Source organism: Dyadobacter sp. SRI_021 (genome assembly GCF_057586235.1).
The window spans coordinates 180,212-199,074 of sequence record NZ_JBYCZM010000011.1; the positions used below are offsets into that span (position 1 = coordinate 180,212).

The 18,863-nt window shown below is 50.5% G+C and carries 14 protein-coding genes; 8 read left to right on the forward strand and 6 right to left on the reverse strand.

Annotated features, from left to right (window positions below):
* Window positions 1–33 precede the first annotated feature (33 nt).
* A complete protein-coding gene (gene tssD, locus AC2YIT_RS26960) occupies window positions 34–450 on the forward strand; it encodes a type VI secretion system tube protein TssD (protein ID WP_106595708.1) in 417 nt (138 codons plus the stop codon).
* Window positions 451–588: 138 nt separating this feature from the next.
* Here the strand turns inward: tssD and AC2YIT_RS26965 are convergent, their stop codons facing one another.
* The gene (locus AC2YIT_RS26965) at window positions 589–1,356 is read right to left on the reverse strand and encodes a TssN family type VI secretion system protein (RefSeq protein WP_487281251.1); all 768 of its coding nucleotides are present in this window, start codon (window positions 1,354–1,356) and stop codon (window positions 589–591) included.
* Window positions 1,357–1,434: 78 nt separating this feature from the next.
* Here AC2YIT_RS26965 and AC2YIT_RS26970 point away from each other — a divergent pair, with 78 nt between their 5' ends.
* The 6 genes from AC2YIT_RS26970 to AC2YIT_RS26995 all read left to right on the forward strand — a co-directional run bounded on the left by AC2YIT_RS26970 (window position 1,435) and on the right by AC2YIT_RS26995 (window position 10,103).
* Entirely contained in the window at window positions 1,435–1,863 is a 429-nt protein-coding gene (locus tag AC2YIT_RS26970) for a GPW/gp25 family protein (protein ID WP_487281252.1), read from the forward strand.
* Window position 1,864: 1 nt separating this feature from the next.
* Window positions 1,865–3,688 (forward strand): type VI secretion system baseplate subunit TssF, encoded by a 1,824-nt coding sequence (locus AC2YIT_RS26975; RefSeq protein ID WP_487281253.1) that lies wholly within the window; start codon window positions 1,865–1,867, stop codon window positions 3,686–3,688.
* A 26-nt stretch (window positions 3,689–3,714) separates the two neighbouring features.
* Complete coding sequence (locus AC2YIT_RS26980) at window positions 3,715–4,614, forward strand: type VI secretion system baseplate subunit TssG (RefSeq protein ID WP_487281254.1); 900 nt, start codon at window positions 3,715–3,717, stop codon at window positions 4,612–4,614.
* Between the two features lie 209 nt (window positions 4,615–4,823).
* Window positions 4,824–5,216: a hypothetical protein gene (locus AC2YIT_RS26985; RefSeq protein ID WP_430850228.1), complete on the forward strand. Its 393-nt coding sequence runs from the start codon at window positions 4,824–4,826 to the stop codon at window positions 5,214–5,216.
* 123 nt (window positions 5,217–5,339) lie between these two features.
* Entirely contained in the window at window positions 5,340–8,330 is a 2,991-nt protein-coding gene (gene secDF / locus AC2YIT_RS26990) for a protein translocase subunit SecDF (protein WP_430850230.1), read from the forward strand.
* A 123-nt stretch (window positions 8,331–8,453) separates the two neighbouring features.
* Window positions 8,454–10,103, forward strand: a complete 1,650-nt coding sequence (locus tag AC2YIT_RS26995; protein WP_430850232.1) for an amino acid permease — start codon at window positions 8,454–8,456, stop codon at window positions 10,101–10,103.
* Window positions 10,104–10,175: 72 nt separating this feature from the next.
* Here the strand turns inward: AC2YIT_RS26995 and lhgO are convergent, their stop codons facing one another.
* From lhgO to recQ, 5 genes are all read right to left on the reverse strand, one after another.
* Entirely contained in the window at window positions 10,176–11,375 is a 1,200-nt protein-coding gene (gene lhgO / locus AC2YIT_RS27000; RefSeq protein ID WP_430850234.1) for an L-2-hydroxyglutarate oxidase, read from the reverse strand.
* A gap of 23 nt (window positions 11,376–11,398) precedes the next feature.
* Window positions 11,399–12,592, reverse strand: coding sequence for an anhydro-N-acetylmuramic acid kinase (locus tag AC2YIT_RS27005; protein ID WP_487281255.1), 1,194 nt, complete (start codon window positions 12,590–12,592; stop codon window positions 11,399–11,401).
* Between the two features lie 70 nt (window positions 12,593–12,662).
* Complete coding sequence (locus tag AC2YIT_RS27010; RefSeq protein ID WP_487281256.1) at window positions 12,663–14,108, reverse strand: PSP1 domain-containing protein; 1,446 nt, start codon at window positions 14,106–14,108, stop codon at window positions 12,663–12,665.
* Window positions 14,109–14,225: 117 nt separating this feature from the next.
* On the reverse strand, window positions 14,226–15,515 hold the full coding sequence (gene purD, locus AC2YIT_RS27015; protein WP_430850240.1) for a phosphoribosylamine--glycine ligase: 1,290 nt from the start codon (window positions 15,513–15,515) through the stop codon (window positions 14,226–14,228).
* Window positions 15,516–15,569: 54 nt separating this feature from the next.
* On the reverse strand, window positions 15,570–17,783 hold the full coding sequence (gene recQ, locus AC2YIT_RS27020; protein WP_430850243.1) for a DNA helicase RecQ: 2,214 nt from the start codon (window positions 17,781–17,783) through the stop codon (window positions 15,570–15,572).
* 93 nt (window positions 17,784–17,876) lie between these two features.
* Here recQ and AC2YIT_RS27025 point away from each other — a divergent pair, with 93 nt between their 5' ends.
* Window positions 17,877–18,851 (forward strand): KpsF/GutQ family sugar-phosphate isomerase, encoded by a 975-nt coding sequence (locus AC2YIT_RS27025; protein WP_430850245.1) that lies wholly within the window; start codon window positions 17,877–17,879, stop codon window positions 18,849–18,851.
* Window positions 18,852–18,863: the final 12 nt, after the last annotated feature.

The following is an 18,863-nucleotide window of genomic DNA, read 5'->3' on the forward strand; positions in this document are numbered from 1 at the left end:
TAATCAATTCAATCACTTTAAACACTTACAACTATGCCAGCTTCAAGTTTTGACGCTTATTTCACCTGGGATGGCGGCCCGTCGGGCGACGGCATCGCCGTAATCTCATGCAGCTACTCCCTGTCGCAATCCACCGACGATAAAGGACGTGTTTCTTCCAAAGTGTACGGCGGAAATGTCTTTATACAAGTTGACTCTTCCAGCGCCGACGATAGCAAGAGCCTTTGGGAGTGGATGGTGGACCCGGACGGAAAAAAGTCATCCGCAAAAATTACTTTCAAGAATGTGGACGAAGAACAAACTCAAAAGGAGCTCGAACTCACCGACGTGTACTGCGTGCAATATGCCGAAAGCTTTGTAGAAACCGGCTCCATGCCCATGACTACGAGCATTACGCTGTCGGCGCGCGAAATCAAGCTATTTGGCACCCCGCACACCAACCGCTGGTAACAGATGTCAGCCTGAGCGGAGTCGAAGGCATCGTGCAAGATGTTTCGACTCCGCTCCTTGACAATGCTACATCCACGAAGTTATCTTATAGAATGTTTCGACCGCAGCGGCGGCCACTCCGTTCAATATGACAATCCTTTAAGCCCTCACCGCCACGATCGTCTCATTATCGACAATGCGGTTGGCCTGGAACGTCAGGTCCGGATCCATATAAACGCGGCGCTTGTACCAGGGCTGTTTTTTATAAAAGAGCCATCCGTAAGGCGCTTCGTCGGGCGCGAGGTATTCCACCGGGTTGCCGGGGTTGCGGTCGTTGTAGTCGTTCAGGAAGATGAAGAACAGCTCGCCAAAGAGCATTGAATGCGGTGCTTTGGCCCGGAAGTTCGTGAATGCGGCTTCGTCGGCCTTTTTGGTAAACTCAAACTGGATCACCAGCACGCGGGAAAGATCGAGCAGGTCCATATCAGGCAACGGCTGGCCTACGGGATAATACCATTTTTTGTATTCTTTGAGGGGTATTTCAAGGTAATTCTGATAGACCCGCGCGACAAATACCGGAAACAGAAAACCGACCAGCGCCGTGGCCATACCCAGGCCTTTTGAAAGCTCGCCTGCCAGCTTATGGTAAAGGAAAATAACCACTAATGCCGTCAGCAGCGTGATCAGCAGTGTAAAACCGATCGCTCTGGCGGAACGGTTCTCGAAAAGGATGTCAAACCATTGTGAAAGCAGGTAAACGTGCAGAATGCCGAAAACCAGAAAACATGCCATCGCCATCGGGTAGGCGTCGTTGTAATCGGTCACCCAAAAACCCAGCGCACCTACCAATGTCAGCACGGCTATCAGAACGACTGCATACAATAGTTGGAGACGTTGCGTGACAGTTTTAACAAACGGAAGGTTCATCGGGGACGGCGGAAGTTGGTGGATAAACAAAAATAAGCCAGACTTTCATTAATACAACCACAATTTATTAAACGCCGGATGGAAGATCAAAACTATTCTTTGCCTCTCGCGCTCGACCGCATCGTGGCTGGCCTGCCGCACCCGAAATGCCCTGACAGAGAGGCCATCCACCAGCATTTATACCTGTTGATGGTAACCCATTTCGACGAAAACCGGTTCGACAGCCGCTATGGGTGCGCACTGTGGGAACATGATTTTTCAGTTTTGTCCCAGATCAAATGGAAAGACCTCATCCGCGAATCACTCGAAGAAGCAGTGGGGACTTACGAACCAAGGCTTGCCAATGTCAAGATCAGGGTTGAAATGGAAGAATTTGAGGTTTTGAGCAAAACCAACAATTATATCCGCAAACGCGTAGGCATTGAAATTAAAGCTATGATCCGGAGCACTAACGAGCCATTCATATTCTTCGAACGCATTTTCATATCACCGTTATCTATAGAATGATATGCCCGAAACGCTGAGCTACACCAAAGAAAACATTTCCCGCCGGCTGATCAGACGCTGCGCCGAGCTCTGGGGCATCGACGACAATCAGACCGATCATTTCGACCCGCTCGTGCGGCTGCTGGTAGAGGCATGTTCGGTAGAATTTGAAAAGGTAGGACAGGAAATCGAGCATACCGAACTACGGCTGATGACCCGCCTGGCCGAAATCCTGTCCCCTGATACCCACAATGCACCCCAACCCGCCACGGCTATCGTACAGGCGCGCCCGCAAGAGCCTGCGGGCTGGATCGAGCCGGAGAACCAACTCACCGGCAAGCGCACCAATGCGCGGAAGGGCGAAAGTACCGAAGTCCATTTCGCTCCGGTCGACCGCTACCCCCTCGTGAATGCAACCATCGCACAATACGCTACGCCTCTAGGGCTGTTCGCCATAGAAAAGGGAACAAAAACACTGACAGCCAAAACATTACCCCAAACGGGCGGTGAGCAAAGCATTTGGCTCGGCCTGGAAGTTGAGCCGGGTATTTCTTCCTGGGAGGGTTTCCGGTTCTATTTCGATTGGGCTGGCGACTCCGGAGAATATCAGTATCGCGAATTCCTGCAAGCAACGAACTGGCAATGGAACAATAAAGCGCTTCCCGTCCTGCATGGCTTACAGGACAATGCCGTAGACAACTCCATTCTGATCTATCACAACAGCTTCGTCCGCATAAACAGCGACGATTCCTGGGAGAAGGGCAAACTAAAAGCTGAACCCTATCCCGATGCATTTGGAAGTATGTTCGATACCCGGGCGCTGCAATCGCTGAAAAAGCCTTTGACATGGGTCCAAATCACCTGGCCGGCTATATTTCCGGCGGCAGGGTTTGAACAAATGAATGTTTCGCTGAATGCATTTCCCGTGCAGAACAAACAGCTCAACAAAATCACCTACCGCCTGCAAACCGGACTGAATGGCATTGCATTACCCAGCAGCGATGCCTTTATGGGTGTTCAAAGTGTGGTTAATCAAAAAAATCAGGCTTACACGGCATCCGAAAAAAGCCTCTATACCGACGAAGAAGCGGCTTCCAATGGCACTCCGCCCGCTGGCGCAGCCCGCGTATACACACTTCGCAGGCAAGGAATCGGCCGTTTCGACAAACGTGACGCACGGGCGATCTTATACCAGCTCCTGGAACTGCTTCGCGACGAAGTGACGGCTTTCAATGCCATCGGCGAGGACTTTCTGGCTTCTATCCTTCGCGAAATTGCGCAGAATATGGCGCGGATCGAGCAGAAACTGGGTATCAAAAAAGCCAGTGAAACTACCGCTCAGCCATTTCTGGTGATTCGCGGAGATAAAAATCCCGACGTAATTTTTATTTCTTATTGGAGCACCCTGGCCGAGCAGGCGAATGGCATTCCCGCAGGCACGCGGCTGCAATCGTACGCGACCTCAGGCGTGAGCGGCGCGGACATTACTATGCTTACCCGCTCGTCCGGTGGGAAATCCAAACCCGATGAAGGAGATTATGTAAATCAGCTCCGAAAGAACATCGTCACCCGGAACAGACTCGTGACGTTGGAGGATATGCGTGCATTCTGTACCGCCGAACTGGGCGACCGGCTACGCAAAGTGCAGATAAAGCCGCACTTTATACCGGGTAAAATGCCCGGTCAGGGTTTTGTACGCTGTTTGCAGATTGGCCTAACGCCCACCTCACCAGCTCGCGAAGGCGACGATTGGGCACGCGAATGTGAATTATTGCAACTCAAAATAAGCCGACTTTCCACAGGCATGTACCCCATTCAGGTAGTCACACTACCCAGCAACTCCTGACCACCCATGACAACTCCTGACTAAAAATGGAACCCCACCCCGACCTTAAAGCCGAATTCATTGCCAGTTCATGGCTTGAAAACGATATTCCCGCCAGGCAAATCCTTTTCCGCCCGCTGGGGGATTTCAAACGGCGCAGCCATCGAGATATTGAAAACACGCGTGAGCTGGAAATAGGTAATTTTAAAGGTCGGGTAATCGAGTCCAACCGGAGCGGCATTTACGACCATTTGCCCGAGCAGCTTTTCCATCTGCCATCGTCGGCCAATTTGAATTCGACGAAAAAGAAAGTCGATGAAATTCGGCTCCAACGGGAGAAGGAGCAGCAATCCCGGTTGTTTTTCCTGCCTTTGGAACAGGAGTTTTTTCTCAACCGCGTGAGCTTGGCGCGCCTGGAACAATGCGCCTGGGAACTAGTCCCTGGCTCCGGGTTATTGGAAGAGTTGAAAGCATTCTGGCAGGCGCCGTCTTCGTTGGATGAAAGCATTTTCGTGCAGCTGCTGCCATTCCTGCCGCTTGTTTCCGAAAATCGGGGTAACCTTGATAAGGCCGCGGAAATCATGTCCGTCGCATTGCGGGTGCCGGTGGAGATACAGACCATTTTTGGTCTAAAATACCATTACGAATCCAATGCAAGCATGGGTGACGCGTTGCTCGGCGCGGACACTTCGCTAGGGGGTGAGCTGGATACTTATTTGCCTCAAATCAATGTCGATATAGAAATTCCGGACCCGGCGGGGCTCGACAAATATCTTCACAACCAAAACTTCGACACGCTCGTAACCTGGCTGCTGGGATGGTTTATCCCGGTGGAATACGATTTCGTCGTATCGCTCAAACTATCTGCTGAAGTTTCTGCCTTCACCCTCGCTTCCGACGACGGGTTTTCGGTCCCGCTGGGCTACGCTACCCTCGCTGAAAGCTAGCATCATGCCCGCATTAGATTCTCCACTTTTATTTTGTTGACTATCATTCGCTTACAAGATTGTTTACTCAAAACGTCTATTTTCACCCCAAAAACACACAAAACACAAGTTATTAACAGAATAGTAATATCGACCTACGGGAAATTTATCTTGCGATTCTGATTTTTTCGAATCAAATTTGCGGTTTCATTGAAATCCCGAATCTGAAAGTGAAGACTGTACGAGTGATTAACCAGGCCATCAGCTTAATGCTTGCCGTCATGTTATTGACGGTGGCAGGAGCGCGGTCGTGGTCGGATCATACGGATCGGGGCGCTTTTCACGGGACCAGGACGGAGGCGATCGCCAAAGATCTGGCTAAGAGAGCCGACACTCCGCCCAGCCAGCCGGAACAGCCTGAAATAAGTGCACTTAGCCTGAATGCGGTCATTACGCCCGCCATTTCCTTCGATTTTTATCAATATCTTTATTTTTTACCTCAACCTGTCTGGCATTTCGTTGCCCAAAAACTGGTCGTCCGGACTGCATTCAATGAACCAGTGTACCTGGTTTCACATTTCCAGCGGGTTTTCGGCCGTTTTATCGTCACCAACGCTCCGTAATGTGTGAGCGGGCCCGCATGGCCCACATGTCCGCATTTTCCCAGAAAGCCTGCGCCATTTACGTTCCGGCCGGGCGGTTTCCAGTTGTATTTCAAGGATTTTAATTAAATTTTTCATTTCAAAATGACCAACAAGAACGGGATAATCGCGTTGACGATCGTCATCGCCCTTATTAGCGTCTATAACCTGTCCTTCACTTTTGTGTCGCGCAATTTCAAAAGCAAGGCGATCGCCTATGCGACCGATGCGAAAGGAGAGGTTGATTTGACCAAAAAACAACATTACATCGACTCCCTGTGGCGTGAAGAGGTATACCTCGGCCATACTTTGCAGGAGGTTACCGAGCGCGAACTGAACCTTGGCCTTGACTTGCAAGGTGGTATGCACGTAGTATTGGAAGTAGCCCCTGCCGACATCCTGAAAGGGATGGCTGGCGGTAACGCCCGGAGTGCGGCTTTCCAGAATGCATTGAAAAAAGCAAGTGAGGATAAATCGGCCAACAACAGCACATTTATCAACCGTTTCGTAAGCGCATACAAAGAAGCTGCTCCAAACACCAGCCTCGCTTCGGTATTCGCTACCAGCGCCAACCGCGGCAAGATCAACAGCAACTCATCTGATTCGGACGTAATCAAAATGCTGAACACGGAGATCGACGGTTCTATCGACCGTGCATTCCAGATCACCCAGGCACGTATCGACAAATTCGGGGTAACGAACCCGAACATTCAGCGTCTGCCAGGCCAGAACCGCGTTTTGGTGGAGCTTCCGGGTGTAGATAACCCTGAGCGTGTTCGCCGCCTGCTTTCCGGCGCTGCGAAACTGGAATTTGCAGAAGTATACCTGACTCAAGAATTAGGCGCTGGCCTCGAAGGCCTGGGCCGTTACCTGACCCAGCAAGCTGAAATTGAAAAAGCGGCTAAGAAAACTGCCGCACCGGGAGGTGCCGCACCTGCAACTGCTTCTACCGATACTACTAAAAAATCAACTGAGGGCGGCCTGGCTGCCCAGTTAGAGAAAAAAGCGGACTCTACTGCTACCGACTCAGCTGCATTAGCGGCCCAAAGCGCTGCGCTGACCAGCCTGTTCGTGCCAATGCCGCAAGGCCTTGGTGTATACCTGAAAGACACTGCGCGCGCCAGCGAAATCCTGCGCCGTCCCGAAGTACGCTCGCTTTTTCCTTCTGACCTCGTGTTCATGTGGGACCGCAAGGGAACCGAAGCAGGCGGCAACCAACTGATTTTGCCTTTGTATTTCATTAAGAAAACCAATGGAGAAGCAGCCATGGAAGGTGACGTGATCGTGAACGCAAACCACGATTACGACGACCGTGGCCGTCCGGAAGTAACCATGCAAATGAATGGTGAAGGTGCCCGCAAATGGCGCTCATTGACTGCCCGCAGCATAGGCCGCCCGGTAGCGATCATCATCGACGGCCTGGTTTACACCGCTCCGACCGTACAAGGCGAAATTCCAAACGGTAACTCGTCCATCACCGGTAGCTTCACTGTGGAAGAAACCAAGGATATGGCGAACGTATTGAAAGCAGGTAAACTGCCTGCTCCAACGCACATCGTGGAAGAAGCGGTTGTAGGTTCTTCACTCGGTGCGGAGGCTATCAACGACGGTTTGTGGTCTTCGGCTGTAGGTCTTTTGATCGTACTCGTGTTCATGGTGGCCTATTACAACCAGGCTGGCTGGATTGCTGATATCGCGCTATTGATCAACTTGTTCTTCCTGTTGGGTGTAATGGCTTCTCTCGGCGCGGTACTGACACTCTCGGGTATTGCGGGTATTGTGCTTTCGATCGGTATGGCGGTGGATGCCAACGTACTCATCTACGAAAGTATCAAAACAGAACTGGCGAGCGGAAAAGCATTTGCACAATCGATCCGTGACGGTTTCAAGCATTCATTAACAGCCATCATCGACTCCAACGTGACGACGCTTTTGACCGGTATCATCCTTTACACATTCGGTACAGGTCTGGTACTCGGTTTTGCAACAACCCTTGTTCTGGGTCTTTTGACTTCCCTTTTCAGTGCGATCTTCATTACCCGCCTGTTGCTGGAACAAAAACTTAAAAACGGCAAAACTTTCGCATTCTCTACTGCCCTGACCAAAAACTGGTTCCAGGACAACCACTTCGATTTCGTTTCACAACGTCGCCGTTTCTACATCATTTCGGGGATCATCATCGCGATTGGTGTAGGTTCATTTATCTTCAAAGGTTTCGGTTTGGGTATCGATTTCAAAGGCGGTCGTTCATATGTGGTTCGTTTTGAAAACAATGTGGATGCGGATGCACTTCGTACCAACATGGACGAAGTACTCGGCTCAACTACCGAAGTGAAAACTTTCGGAGGCCAGGACCAGGTGAAAGTCACGACTCCTTACCTCATCGATGATACCACTCCGGAAGCTGACCAGAAAGCGGAAGCGAAAATCCTGGAAGCGACCAAGAAAATCGCTAACAACCCTGCGAAGATCGTTAGCTCGAACAAAGTAGGTCCTACCATGGCAAAAGACACGCTGTGGAGCGCGGTTTATGCGGTATTGCTTGCATTGGCGGCTAACTTCGTGTATATCCTGATCCGTTTCAAACGCGTGGCATTCTCGTACGGTGCGGTAATGTCTCTTGCACACGACGTGGTGATTATCCTCGCGATCTTCTCGTTGTTCAACGGCTGGTTGCCCTGGTCACTGGACATCGACCAGGCATTCATTGGTGCGATCCTGACGATGATCGGTTACTCGATGAACGACACCGTCGTAATTTATGACCGCATCCGCGATTACCTCGCCGACGAAAAGTCACGCGGACAAAATCTGTCGACCGTTATCAACAACGCGTTGAACAGTACTTTGAGCCGTACGGCTGTAACCGGTATCTCGGTAATCCTCGTATTGATCGTTCTGATGATCTTTGGTGGAGCGGTTATCCGCGGATTTACCTTCTGTATGTTGCTGGGGGTAATCGTGGGTACATATTCTTCACTCTTCGTAGCGGCACCTATCGTGGTTGACCTGCTGCAGCGTTCAAAGAAGAATGAACCTGCGCCGGCAGTAGCAGCGGACGCTACGGCGGCGGCAACCAAAAAAGCAAAGGCTTAAAATAAAAGAATAAAAGAGGGTAAGTTTTGCACTTACCCTCTTTTTCTTTGGTCTCTATACGTAGTTAGCAAATTTTCTTTTAGCTTTATCAGACCATCATTTCTACAACAACGAACCTAATATATGGCAAGTCAACTCTGGATTAAAAAACCACTTGAAAAACTATTACAGGAATCTACCGGAGAAGGTAACCAGCTGAAACGCACCCTCGGCCCCGGAAGCCTTGTGGCACTGGGAATCGGTGCGATTATCGGCGCGGGTCTTTTCTCCATTACGGGCGGAGCCGCTGCCAATCAGGCCGGCCCTGCGATCACCATCTCCTTTATCGTAGCGGCATTGGGCTGTGCATTCGCCGGTCTTTGTTATGCCGAATTCGCCTCCATGATCCCGGTTGCGGGTAGTGCCTACACCTATTCTTATGCCACGATGGGTGAGTTTATCGCATGGATCATCGGCTGGGACCTCGTATTGGAATATGCAGTAGGCGCCGCCACGGTAAGTATCAGCTGGAGCCGGTATTTAGTCAAGTTCTGTGAAGGGTTTGACGTCCATTTACCCGCGGCGCTCACGGTAGGTCCGTGGGACGGCGGCGTGATCAATCTCCCCGCCATTTTTATTGTAATTCTGATGAGCTTGCTTCTGATGAAAGGGACCCAGGAAAGTGCATTAGTAAACGGCATCATCGTAGGCTTGAAAGTAGCCGTCGTGATCATCTTCATCGTTCTGGGTTGGAAATACATCAACGAATCTAACTATGTACCTTATATCCCCGACAACACGGGGAACTTCGGAGAATATGGTTTCAGCGGGATCATACGGGCCGCAGCAATCGTGTTCTTTGCCTATATTGGTTTCGACGCCGTGAGTACAGCGGCGCAAGAGGCCAAAAACCCTAAGAAAGATATGCCGATCGGTATCCTAGGCTCATTGGTGATCTGTACCATTCTATATATTCTTTTTGCACATGTAATGACCGGTGTAACCAATTACACCACATTCAAAGGGCAGGACGGTATCGCGCCGGTTGCGGTGGCGATCGAATCCATGGGTACGCCTGATGCCAGCGGTGTCATTCACCCCGATTATCCATGGTTGAACCGCGCGATCATCGTGGCGATCCTTGCAGGTTATGCTTCTGTGATCCTGGTAATGCTTTTAGGCCAGAGCCGCGTGTTTTTCAGTATGAGTAAGGACGGATTGCTGCCGCGCGTATTCTCGGCAGTACACCCGAAATTCCAGACGCCGGTGAAAAACAACACCATGTTCCTGGTGTTTGTGAGCCTTTTCGCAGCATTCGTACCTGCGCGCGTCGTAGGTGAGATGACTAGTATCGGTACATTATTCGCGTTTATCCTCGTATGTATCGGGATCATCGTGATGCGCAAGCAAATGCCAAACGCGCCACGTGCATTTAAAACACCACTCGTGCCACTGGTTCCCATCCTCGGTGTAGCCACTTGTTTCTTTATGATGGCGTTCCTCCCACTCGATACCTGGATCCGTCTGTTCGTGTGGATGATCATCGGTTTCGATGTGTATTTGTATTATGGTATTAAAAATAGCTTCCTGTCGAACAAGTTGCCGGCGGCGATAGTAGCGGGTAGTAAAACGGTCGCATTGGTAGGTATCGTGCTGGCAGTCTTGCTGGCTGTTATCGCCTATTTCCACCACGTCCAAACCGACGGCGCCGATACAGGCATTTACTACTTCTCGATGATCTTCGCCCTGGTTCACCTCGTGACTTTCGGTATGGCACAGGCCAAAAAGGCGTAATCAAAATATAAGAATACAAGAGAGGCCATTCCGTTATGGAATGGCCTCTCTTAGTTTATGGATTAATCAATGCTAGAACCTTGACAGCACTTTTTCCGAAACCGTTTGCCCAATGGAAAGCGACGATGTCGCGGCAGGCGAAGGCGCGTTGCAGACGTTAATGGCCGTCTTGTTTTCAATGATCGAGAAATCATCCAGCAGCCCGCCGTCGTAGTCACACGCCTGTGCGCGTACGCCTGAGCCACCGGGAATGAGGTCTTCGCTTTGAATTTCGGGGATAAGGCCTTGTAATGCTTTCGTAAATGCGGCTTTCGAAAACGAACGGTAATACTCGCCTAGTCCCGTGCGCCAGTATTTCATCGCTACTTTCTGAAATCCCGGCCACGAAAGTGATTCGAGCATTTCCGTTACGTTAATGTCCAGCTTCTTGTAACCCTCTCTTTTGAATGCAAATACCGCATTCGGCCCTGCCTCGATGCCTCCTTCGATCATGCGCGTGAAATGCACGCCCAGGAAAGGAAAGTTAGGATCCGGAACCGGGTAAATGAGGTTCTTGACCAGGTAATGCTTCTCCGGACGTATCTTGTAATACTCGCCGCGGAACGGAATAATCCGGACGTTGATATTCTCCGGCTGAGTGAGCTGAGCCACTTTATCAGAATAGAGTCCTGCGCAGTTCACGACCAGTTTCGTTTCAAATGCCTTCCCGGTGGCCGTTACCACTTCCGAATGTGCATTACGGTTTTTCACGTCGGTCACCTTTTCACCGAAACGTACTTCGCCATCCAGTTTCCGGAATTTCTCCGCGTACTTTTCACAAACCGTTTTATAGTCGATAATGCCGGTATAGGGAACCCAAATGCCTTCCAGTCCCTTCACATGCGGCTCGATCTCTTTCATTTCGCCTTCCGAAATCATGCGGTTCTGTGTCAAGCCATTCTGGTTTCCCCGCTCGAACAAGTTGCGCAGCAACGGACGCTGCTCTTCGGTAGTGGCTACCACTATCTTTCCACACAAATCATAGGAAACACTTTCCCTCTCGCAGAAATCAATGAGCATCTGGTACCCACGAATACAGTTGGTCGCTTTCAGGCTGCCCGGTTTATAATACAATCCGGAGTGGATCACGCCGCTGTTATGGCCGGTCTGGTGCTTGGCTACTTCGTTTTCCTTTTCGAGCAGAAGCACTTTCAATGCAGGTTTCTGCTCCTTGATCCGGAGGGCTGTTGCGAGGCCCACAATGCCCCCGCCTATGATGGTAATGTCGTACATATATTCAAATACTATTTCCTTACTTAACCGGGGAAGGATATTTTTCCCATTGAAACCCCCGGTACACCTTTTTTCTCACCGAAATACACCGCCTCGCCTGCCACCGCCTCATTAGCCAGTACCGCGAACAGTACAGCCTCCTTCGCATCACCGGACACGCCCAGTTCATCGATCAGGCGAATGTTTTGCCCCAGTAACCTGCCTATTGCGCCCATCAGCACGTCATTATGCGCCCCGCCGCCGCTTGCATACACTTCAAATACTTCACCTGAAGGCATGGCGTTGCGAATCGCTTCCGAAATTGTCTCCGCGCTGAACCGCGTCAGAGTGGCAATCAGGTCGTTGGGTTGAATCGCTTTCCGGCCAGAAAGCTGCATTGCGTTCTTCACGTAATCGATACTGAACACCTCGGGACCAGTAGTTTTCGGAAATGGCTGTTCAAAAAACGACGAGTTTTTGAGTGCAGTCAGCAACGTCTCGTCAATCATACCGCTAGCGGCGATGCTTCCATTTTCATCAAAAGGCTTCCCGAAATGCAATCGTGTGAACGCGTCTATCAACGTGTTTCCGGGGCCGGTGTCGGTCGTGAAAACCAATGACGCATCGAGGTTTCCAGGTAGGAATGTGAAGTTGGCAATGCCGCCCATGTTCAGCAATATCCGGTTCTCGTCTTTTTGGGAAAACAGAAAGTAATCGCCGTACACGGCCAGCGGCGCACCTTCGCCTCCTGCTGCAATGTGTTTTTGCCTGAAATCGCTGAGGGTAATGATGCCGGTTTTGACAGCGATATGGTCGCCGTCGCCGATTTGCAATGTCGCATTGGGAAAGCCGGCAATACTATGCTGCTTTTGAGGCGCGTGAAAAACGGTTTGCCCATGGCTGGCGATCAGATCGACTTCCGAGGCATCGATGCCCCATTCGGTCAGGCATTCCAGGATCATCCGGCCATGTTGCAAGCCAATGAAAGGGTTAAGCAAAACCAGTTGCTGAAAATCGATCTGCCTTTGGGCAAAAATCTCACGCACGGCGCTCCTGAAGTCCTCGCGATAAGGCACCGTTTTGAAATACTCTATCTCCAAATGCGTTTCCGGCCCGCTGCCTTCCGCACGGCAAAGTGCCACATCCAGCCCGTCGAGCGAAGTCCCCGACATCAGCCCGATAATCCTGCGCAATTGTTTCCGGCTCAGCGCGTAAAGCTTTTCAACGTGTTCTTTCACAGATAGTAATGCTAAAAAACGGACCAGCCTTGGAATGAGCTGGCCCGTTTGGATTCATTTGGAAACGATGTTACCCGTTGTTTTCACCGCCGGATGGACCGCCACCCGATGGACCGCCGGAAGGTTTCTGACCCCTGTTACGGTTCCGGTTATTTCTGTTTCCTTCGTTGCTATTTCTGTTTCCCCCTTCGTTATTGCCCTTGTTGCGCGGCTCTCCGCCGGGGTTATTGTTATTCCCCCTATTACGGGGCTCTCCGGGATTGTTATTGCCGCGGTTACGTTGTTGTTGGCCTTCACTCGGGTTATTGCCCCGGTTCTGACGTTCCTCACTCGGGTTGTTGCCCCGGTTACGCTGGCCCTGATTCTGGTTATTACCTTTGTTTTGAGGCGCATTGGCTGCATTGTCCGCGGGATTACCATTCCCCGCCTCATTTCCACCGTTTTCGCCGGCGCTGTTTTCAAGGCCGTTTCCGCGGTTCTTCCCCGAGCGGTTCTTCTTCTTTTTCTTTTTCTTCTGCTCGTCGCTGTACTTTTTATCGAGGTTTTCCAGGTCGCTATTGAGCTTGCCCGGTACTTTATCGCCCCCCTTTTCAGGTTCCGGCGTCAGGATTTCGAGTGATTCAGGGATAACATCCTTCTTGTTCAATTCGATGATTTCCAAAACCTTGTCAATAGGCACAGGATACCAGTTCGTATCCTTATCAAACCCGAACCACATGATTTTCTTGAAAATATCCGTTTTCTGCAAGGTGGCCACACCTTTCTTGGTTTTCAGTGGCGCATCCACCGTAGGGATATCCCGCAATGCATCGATGTACGTTTCGAGCTCGTAGTTCAAACAGCATTTCAGTCTTCCGCATTGGCCCGATAGTTTCGCAGGGTTCAGTGAAAGGTTCTGATAACGCGCCGCAGCGGTTGAAATATTCTTGAAATCGGTCAGCCAGGTCGAGCAACAAAGTTCGCGCCCGCAGGAGCCTAATCCGCCCAAACGGCTTGCTTCCTGCCTGAGGCTGATCTGCCGCATTTCGATCCGTACCTTGAACTCCGAAGCCAGCGTTTTGATCAGTTCCCGGAAATCCACACGCTCTTCCGATGAATAGTAGAAGGTCGTTTTGGTATTATCCGACTGGTATTCCACATCCGACAGCTTCATATTAAGCTTCATTTCCCGGATAATCTCACGCGTACGGTAGAGCGTGGGCATTTCTCGCGCCATCGCCTGCGTGAACTTGTCGAGATCCTTTTCCGTCGCAATGCGGTAGATCACATGCAGGTCGTCGTTGATCTGGACATTCTTGCGCTTCATCTGAAGACGCACGAGTTCTCCCTGCAACGATACCGTTCCAATATGCTGGCCGGAAGCCATTTCACATACCACATAATCGCCTGTGACGAATTCCAGCTGATTTATATTCCGGAAATATTCCTTTCTGCCTCCTTTGAACTTGACCTCGACTACATCAAAACGCTGTCCCGCCGGCACGTCCATGTGACTGAGCCAATCGAAAACGTTCATCTTATTGCATCCGCCTGTTCCGCAGCTTCCTTTACTTCCACATCCGGCGACGGCCGTACCGTTAGTACCGCATCCCCCGGATGAACATGATCCACATCCCATAATTACTCCGCTTCATCAATCGTTATAACGAATTAAATCCACGCCAATATCGTGCCGGAAATACTTCCCTTCGTATTGCACTGCCTGCGCAGCCCGCTGTGACTTGTGCACGGCGTTTTCGAGGGAATTGGCCAGGCCTGTGAGGGCCATCACCCGTCCTCCGTTCGTCACGACTTCGGCGTTTGCATTAAACGTGGTTCCTGCATGGAATACATGCACATCTTCCACTTTGTCTGTTCCCGAAATCACCTTTCCTTTTTCGTAATCTTCGGGATAACCTCCCGACACCACCACCGTCGTTACGGCCACCTGCGGCGAAATCTGCAGATCGAAATCTTGCAGGGTACCTTTGGCCGTCGATGCCATAAGCATCGCAAAATCCGACTGGATACGCGGGATTACTACTTCCGTTTCGGGGTCGCCCATCCGGACATTATATTCAATCACATAAGGCTCGCCTTTGATATTCATCAGACCGATGAAAATAAAGCCCACATATTTGATTCCTTCACTTTGAAGGCCGTGCAATGTCGGTTTCACTACCTTTTCCTCCACCTTTCTGATAAAATTCGCGTCCGCAAACACGACGGGCGATACTGCGCCCATACCGCCCGTGTTGAGGCCCGTATCGTTCTCACCGATACGCTTGTAATCCTTCGCTTCGGGAAGTATTTTATAATGCTCACCATCAGTAAGCACAAAAACCGACAATTCTATCCCTTTCAGGAATTGCTCGATCACAACTTTGTTGCCCGCCTTGCCGAATTTACCGTCCAGCAGCATTTCGCGGAACGCCTGTGTGGCATCGGAATGCTTTTCTGCGATGATCACGCCCTTACCGGCGGCAAGGCCATCGGCTTTGAGCACGATCGGAAGCGAGTGGTTTTGGAGGTATTCGAGCCCTACTTCCAGGTCTTCGGCCGTAAATGTGCGCGAAGCGGCGGTTGGAATGCCGTATTTATCCATAAACTGCTTCGAGAAGTCCTTGCTCCCTTCTAGCTGCGCACCGGCTTTGTCAGGGCCGATAATCCGCACTTTCGAAAGGTCTTCACGTGCATTGAAATAATCTACAACCCCATTTACCAGTGGTTCCTCGGGGCCTACGATCACGAGTTCGATGTTATTTTCAATTACCGCGTTGGCAATGGAGTCAAAATCGTTGTAAGAAATGGATAGGTTCGTTGCTATGCCTGCTGTCCCGGCGTTTCCGGGAGCCATAAATAAGGTATCGCAAAGAGGGCTTTGGGCTATTTTCCAGGCAAAAGCGTGCTCTCTTCCGCCCGATCCCAAGATGAGTATGTTCATAACTGGTTTTAAAAATTCAAAAAATACTGATTGTCCGGCAAGTACTCCGGAGGGCTAGTTGGCGAGTTCCGACAAAAACTTGATCCGCATCAGCCGTAATTCTTCTTCGCTGACCTCCTCGCCCTCGAATTCGTTCAGCGCGGTGGCGATATTGTCGGTTTCGGCGGTCATAAAGTAATCGTAAATATCCTGCTGCCGCTCGCGGTCGATCACCTGGTTGATGTAATAATCCAGGTTGAGCTTCGTACCCGAGTAGCAAATGTGTTCCACTTCCTCGATCACATCAGCCAATGCCAGGTCCTTTACTTCGGCAATCTCGTCGAGGCTTACCTTTCTGTCGACCTGCTGGATAATGAAAATCTTGATCTTGGATTTGTTAACCGTGGATTTAATCACCACGTCCTTAGCCGTTTCTATCTCGTTCTCCTCCACGTAGCGCGAAATGAGTTCGATAAACGGCCGGCCGAACTTCTGCACCTTACCCATTCCAACGCCATTGATCTGCGCCATTTCCTGCTGGGTAGTAGGGTAAGTAGTGGCCATTTCTTCCATAGAAGGATCCTGAAAGATCACGTACGGCGGCAGGTTTTTCTCCTTCGCCACCTTTTTACGCAACGCTTTGAGCATTCCAAGCAAGGCCTCGTCGTAAGCATGCGCGCTGCCATTGCCATTCACCGTGTCCTTATCATCGTCCTCTGTCTTCACTTCCTCCTCGTCGAAGTTGTGGTCCTTTTGAAGTGTAACAGGGTAAGGGTCGTTCAGGTATTTGGCCCCTTTTTCCGAGAGTTTGATGACGCCGTAGTTCTCAATGTCCTTTTCGAGATAACCGAAAATCACCAACTGACGGATCGCCGACACCCAATATTCCCGCGACTCATTCAGTTCCAGGCCTTTGCCATATACTTCCAGTTGGTCGTGCTCGTAGCTTCTCACATACTGGTTGTCGGTAGCGGTGAGCAAATCGGCGATGTGATCGGCATCGAAACGCTGCTCTGTCAGCGCTACCGATTTGAGGATCAAAATAATGTCATCCTGCACTTTGATCTTCTCGGTCGGCTTGTTACAGTTATCGCAGTAGCCGCAATCTTTTTCGAGGTATTCTCCGAAATAGCTCAATAATTGCCGGCGGCGGCATACACCTAATGTCGAATAGGCTACCATTTCATTCAGCAAATGGCGTGCATTGTCGCGCTCGGTAACAGTTTTGTCTTTATTGAACTTTTCGAGTTTTTGAATGTCGTCGTAGCTGTAAAACATAAGGCAGTTACCTTCCAGCCCGTCACGGCCCGCGCGGCCTGTTTCCTGGTAATAGCCTTCCAGCGACTTGGGGACGTCGTAGTGGATCACAAAACGTACATCCGGTTTATCGATCCCCATTCCGAATGCAATCGTAGCCACGATCACGTCGCATTCCTCGTTCAGGAACGCGTCCTGGTTGGCCATGCGCGTATTGGCATCGAGGCCGGCATGGTACGGTAATGCACGTACGTCGTTGACATTCAAAAGCTCCGCAACTTCTTCCACCGTCTTGCGGCTCAGGCAATATACAATACCCGATTTGCCTTTGTTGTTGCGGATATAGCGGATGAGCTGCTTTTTAATATCCTTCTTCGGCCGGATTTCGTAGTAAAGGTTTTTGCGGTTAAAAGAAGATTTAAATGTCTCGGCTTCCTCCATTTGCAGGTTTTTACGGATATCCTGCTGCACTTTCGGAGTGGCAGTGGCCGTTAGCGCGATAATGGGCAGCTTGCCTATATTCTCGATAATCCCGTAAATACGACGGTATTCAGGGCGGAAATCATGGCCCCATTCCGAAATACAGTGGGCCTCGTCGATAGCTACGAACGAGATCTTTACCTTTTTGAGAAAATCGAGGTTATCTTCTTTGGTGAGCGATTCAGGGGCAATATAGAGCAGTTTGAGGCTTCCGTCGAGCGCGTCGGTTTTGACGCGCGTCATTTCGGCTTTGGTAAGCGTGGAATTCAGGAATTGGGCATTGATACCGAACGCAGTAAGCTGGTCGACCTGGTTTTTCATCAAGGCGATCAGCGGGGAAATCACGATCGTCAGTCCGTCGCTGACAAGGGCAGGAAGCTGGTAGCAGAGTGACTTACCTGCGCCCGTGGGCATTATGACGAATGTATTTTTACCTAAAAGGATATTTTGTATGATAACTTCCTGATCTCCGCGGAATTGACTGTATCCAAATATTTCTTTAAGCTTCCCTTTTAATGTGTCGGTCACGACTTTATCAACCTGCTGTACCATACTCTGTTCACAAAATGGTTATTCCAAACTTCCCTATCTTTGCGCTTTGAAATAAATAATGACGTTTTTGTCTCTCTAAACTGTGTTTCAGATTTGAAATTAATAAAAAATATTCAGTCAACCGCAAAAGAAGTATTACGTCAGGAAGCAGAAGCCGTACGTAATCTGATTGAATTGATTGATGATGAATTTGAAAAATGCGTATATGCGATTTTGCATTCCGGAGGACGCGTTGTGGTCTCTGGTGTGGGCAAAAGCGCCATTGTAGGACAGAAGATTGTAGCTACGCTGAACTCTACCGGAACGCCTGCACTTTTTATGCATGCCGCGGACGCTATTCACGGCGATTTGGGCATGATCCAGGACAATGACGTCGTGATCGTGATCTCCAAAAGCGGCGATACACCGGAGATCAAAGTACTGGTGCCGCTGCTGAAACGTACTGGTGTGCAAATGATCGCCATGGTGAGCAACAAGGATTCTTACCTAGCCAAAAACTGCGTTCTCACACTCCACGCGCACGCTCCCGTCGAGGCGGACCCGCTCAACCTCGCGCCTACGACGAGCACATCGGTAACGATGGCCCTCGGCGACGCGCTTGCGATATGCCTGCTCGAAGCGCGTGGTTTCACGCATGACGATTTCGCCCGGTACCATCCGGGAGGCTCATTGGGCAAGCGGCTTTATCTCAAAGTCTGCGACATTTATCCGCATAATGCATTGCCGACGGTGAATGAGCAAGCCACCTTGCAGGAGGTTATTCTGGAAATGACTTCGAAGCGGCTGGGTGCGACGGCGGTAGTAAGTGAAAATGGCCGAATGGCCGGTATTATTACCGATGGGGATTTGCGCAGAATGCTGAAAACTTATGGCGCCGCCGGTTTACTCGACCTGCACGCAAAGGATATTATGACCCAATCTCCGATTACGGTATCGCCTGACGAATATGCGGTGAATGCTTTGGAGGTAATGCAGTCCAAAAGCATTACGCAGGTGGTGGTGGTGGAAGAGGGTAAGGCTCTGGGTTTTGTGCATTTGCACGATTTGCTGCGCGAAGGGTTGGTGTAGCGCAGTTGTCAC

Excerpts from the sequence above, each read along its gene's own strand:
- secDF (WP_430850230.1), top strand. The coding sequence starts at position 5,340 with ATGACCAACAAGAACGGGATAATCGCGTTGACGATCGTCATCGCCCTT.
- AC2YIT_RS26975 (WP_487281253.1), top strand. The coding sequence starts at position 1,865 with ATGCCCGAAACGCTGAGCTACACCAAAGAAAACATTTCCCGCCGGCTG.
- recQ (WP_430850243.1), bottom strand. The coding sequence starts at position 17,783 with ATGGTACAGCAGGTTGATAAAGTCGTGACCGACACATTAAAAGGGAAG.
- AC2YIT_RS26995 (WP_430850232.1), top strand. The coding sequence starts at position 8,454 with ATGGCAAGTCAACTCTGGATTAAAAAACCACTTGAAAAACTATTACAG.
- tssD (WP_106595708.1), top strand. The coding sequence starts at position 34 with ATGCCAGCTTCAAGTTTTGACGCTTATTTCACCTGGGATGGCGGCCCG.
- AC2YIT_RS26980 (WP_487281254.1), top strand. The coding sequence starts at position 3,715 with ATGGAACCCCACCCCGACCTTAAAGCCGAATTCATTGCCAGTTCATGG.
- AC2YIT_RS27010 (WP_487281256.1), bottom strand. The coding sequence starts at position 14,108 with ATGAACGTTTTCGATTGGCTCAGTCACATGGACGTGCCGGCGGGACAG.
- purD (WP_430850240.1), bottom strand. The coding sequence starts at position 15,515 with ATGAACATACTCATCTTGGGATCGGGCGGAAGAGAGCACGCTTTTGCC.
- AC2YIT_RS26970 (WP_487281252.1), top strand. The coding sequence starts at position 1,435 with ATGGAAGATCAAAACTATTCTTTGCCTCTCGCGCTCGACCGCATCGTG.
- AC2YIT_RS26965 (WP_487281251.1), bottom strand. The coding sequence starts at position 1,356 with ATGAACCTTCCGTTTGTTAAAACTGTCACGCAACGTCTCCAACTATTG.
- lhgO (WP_430850234.1), bottom strand. The coding sequence starts at position 11,375 with ATGTACGACATTACCATCATAGGCGGGGGCATTGTGGGCCTCGCAACA.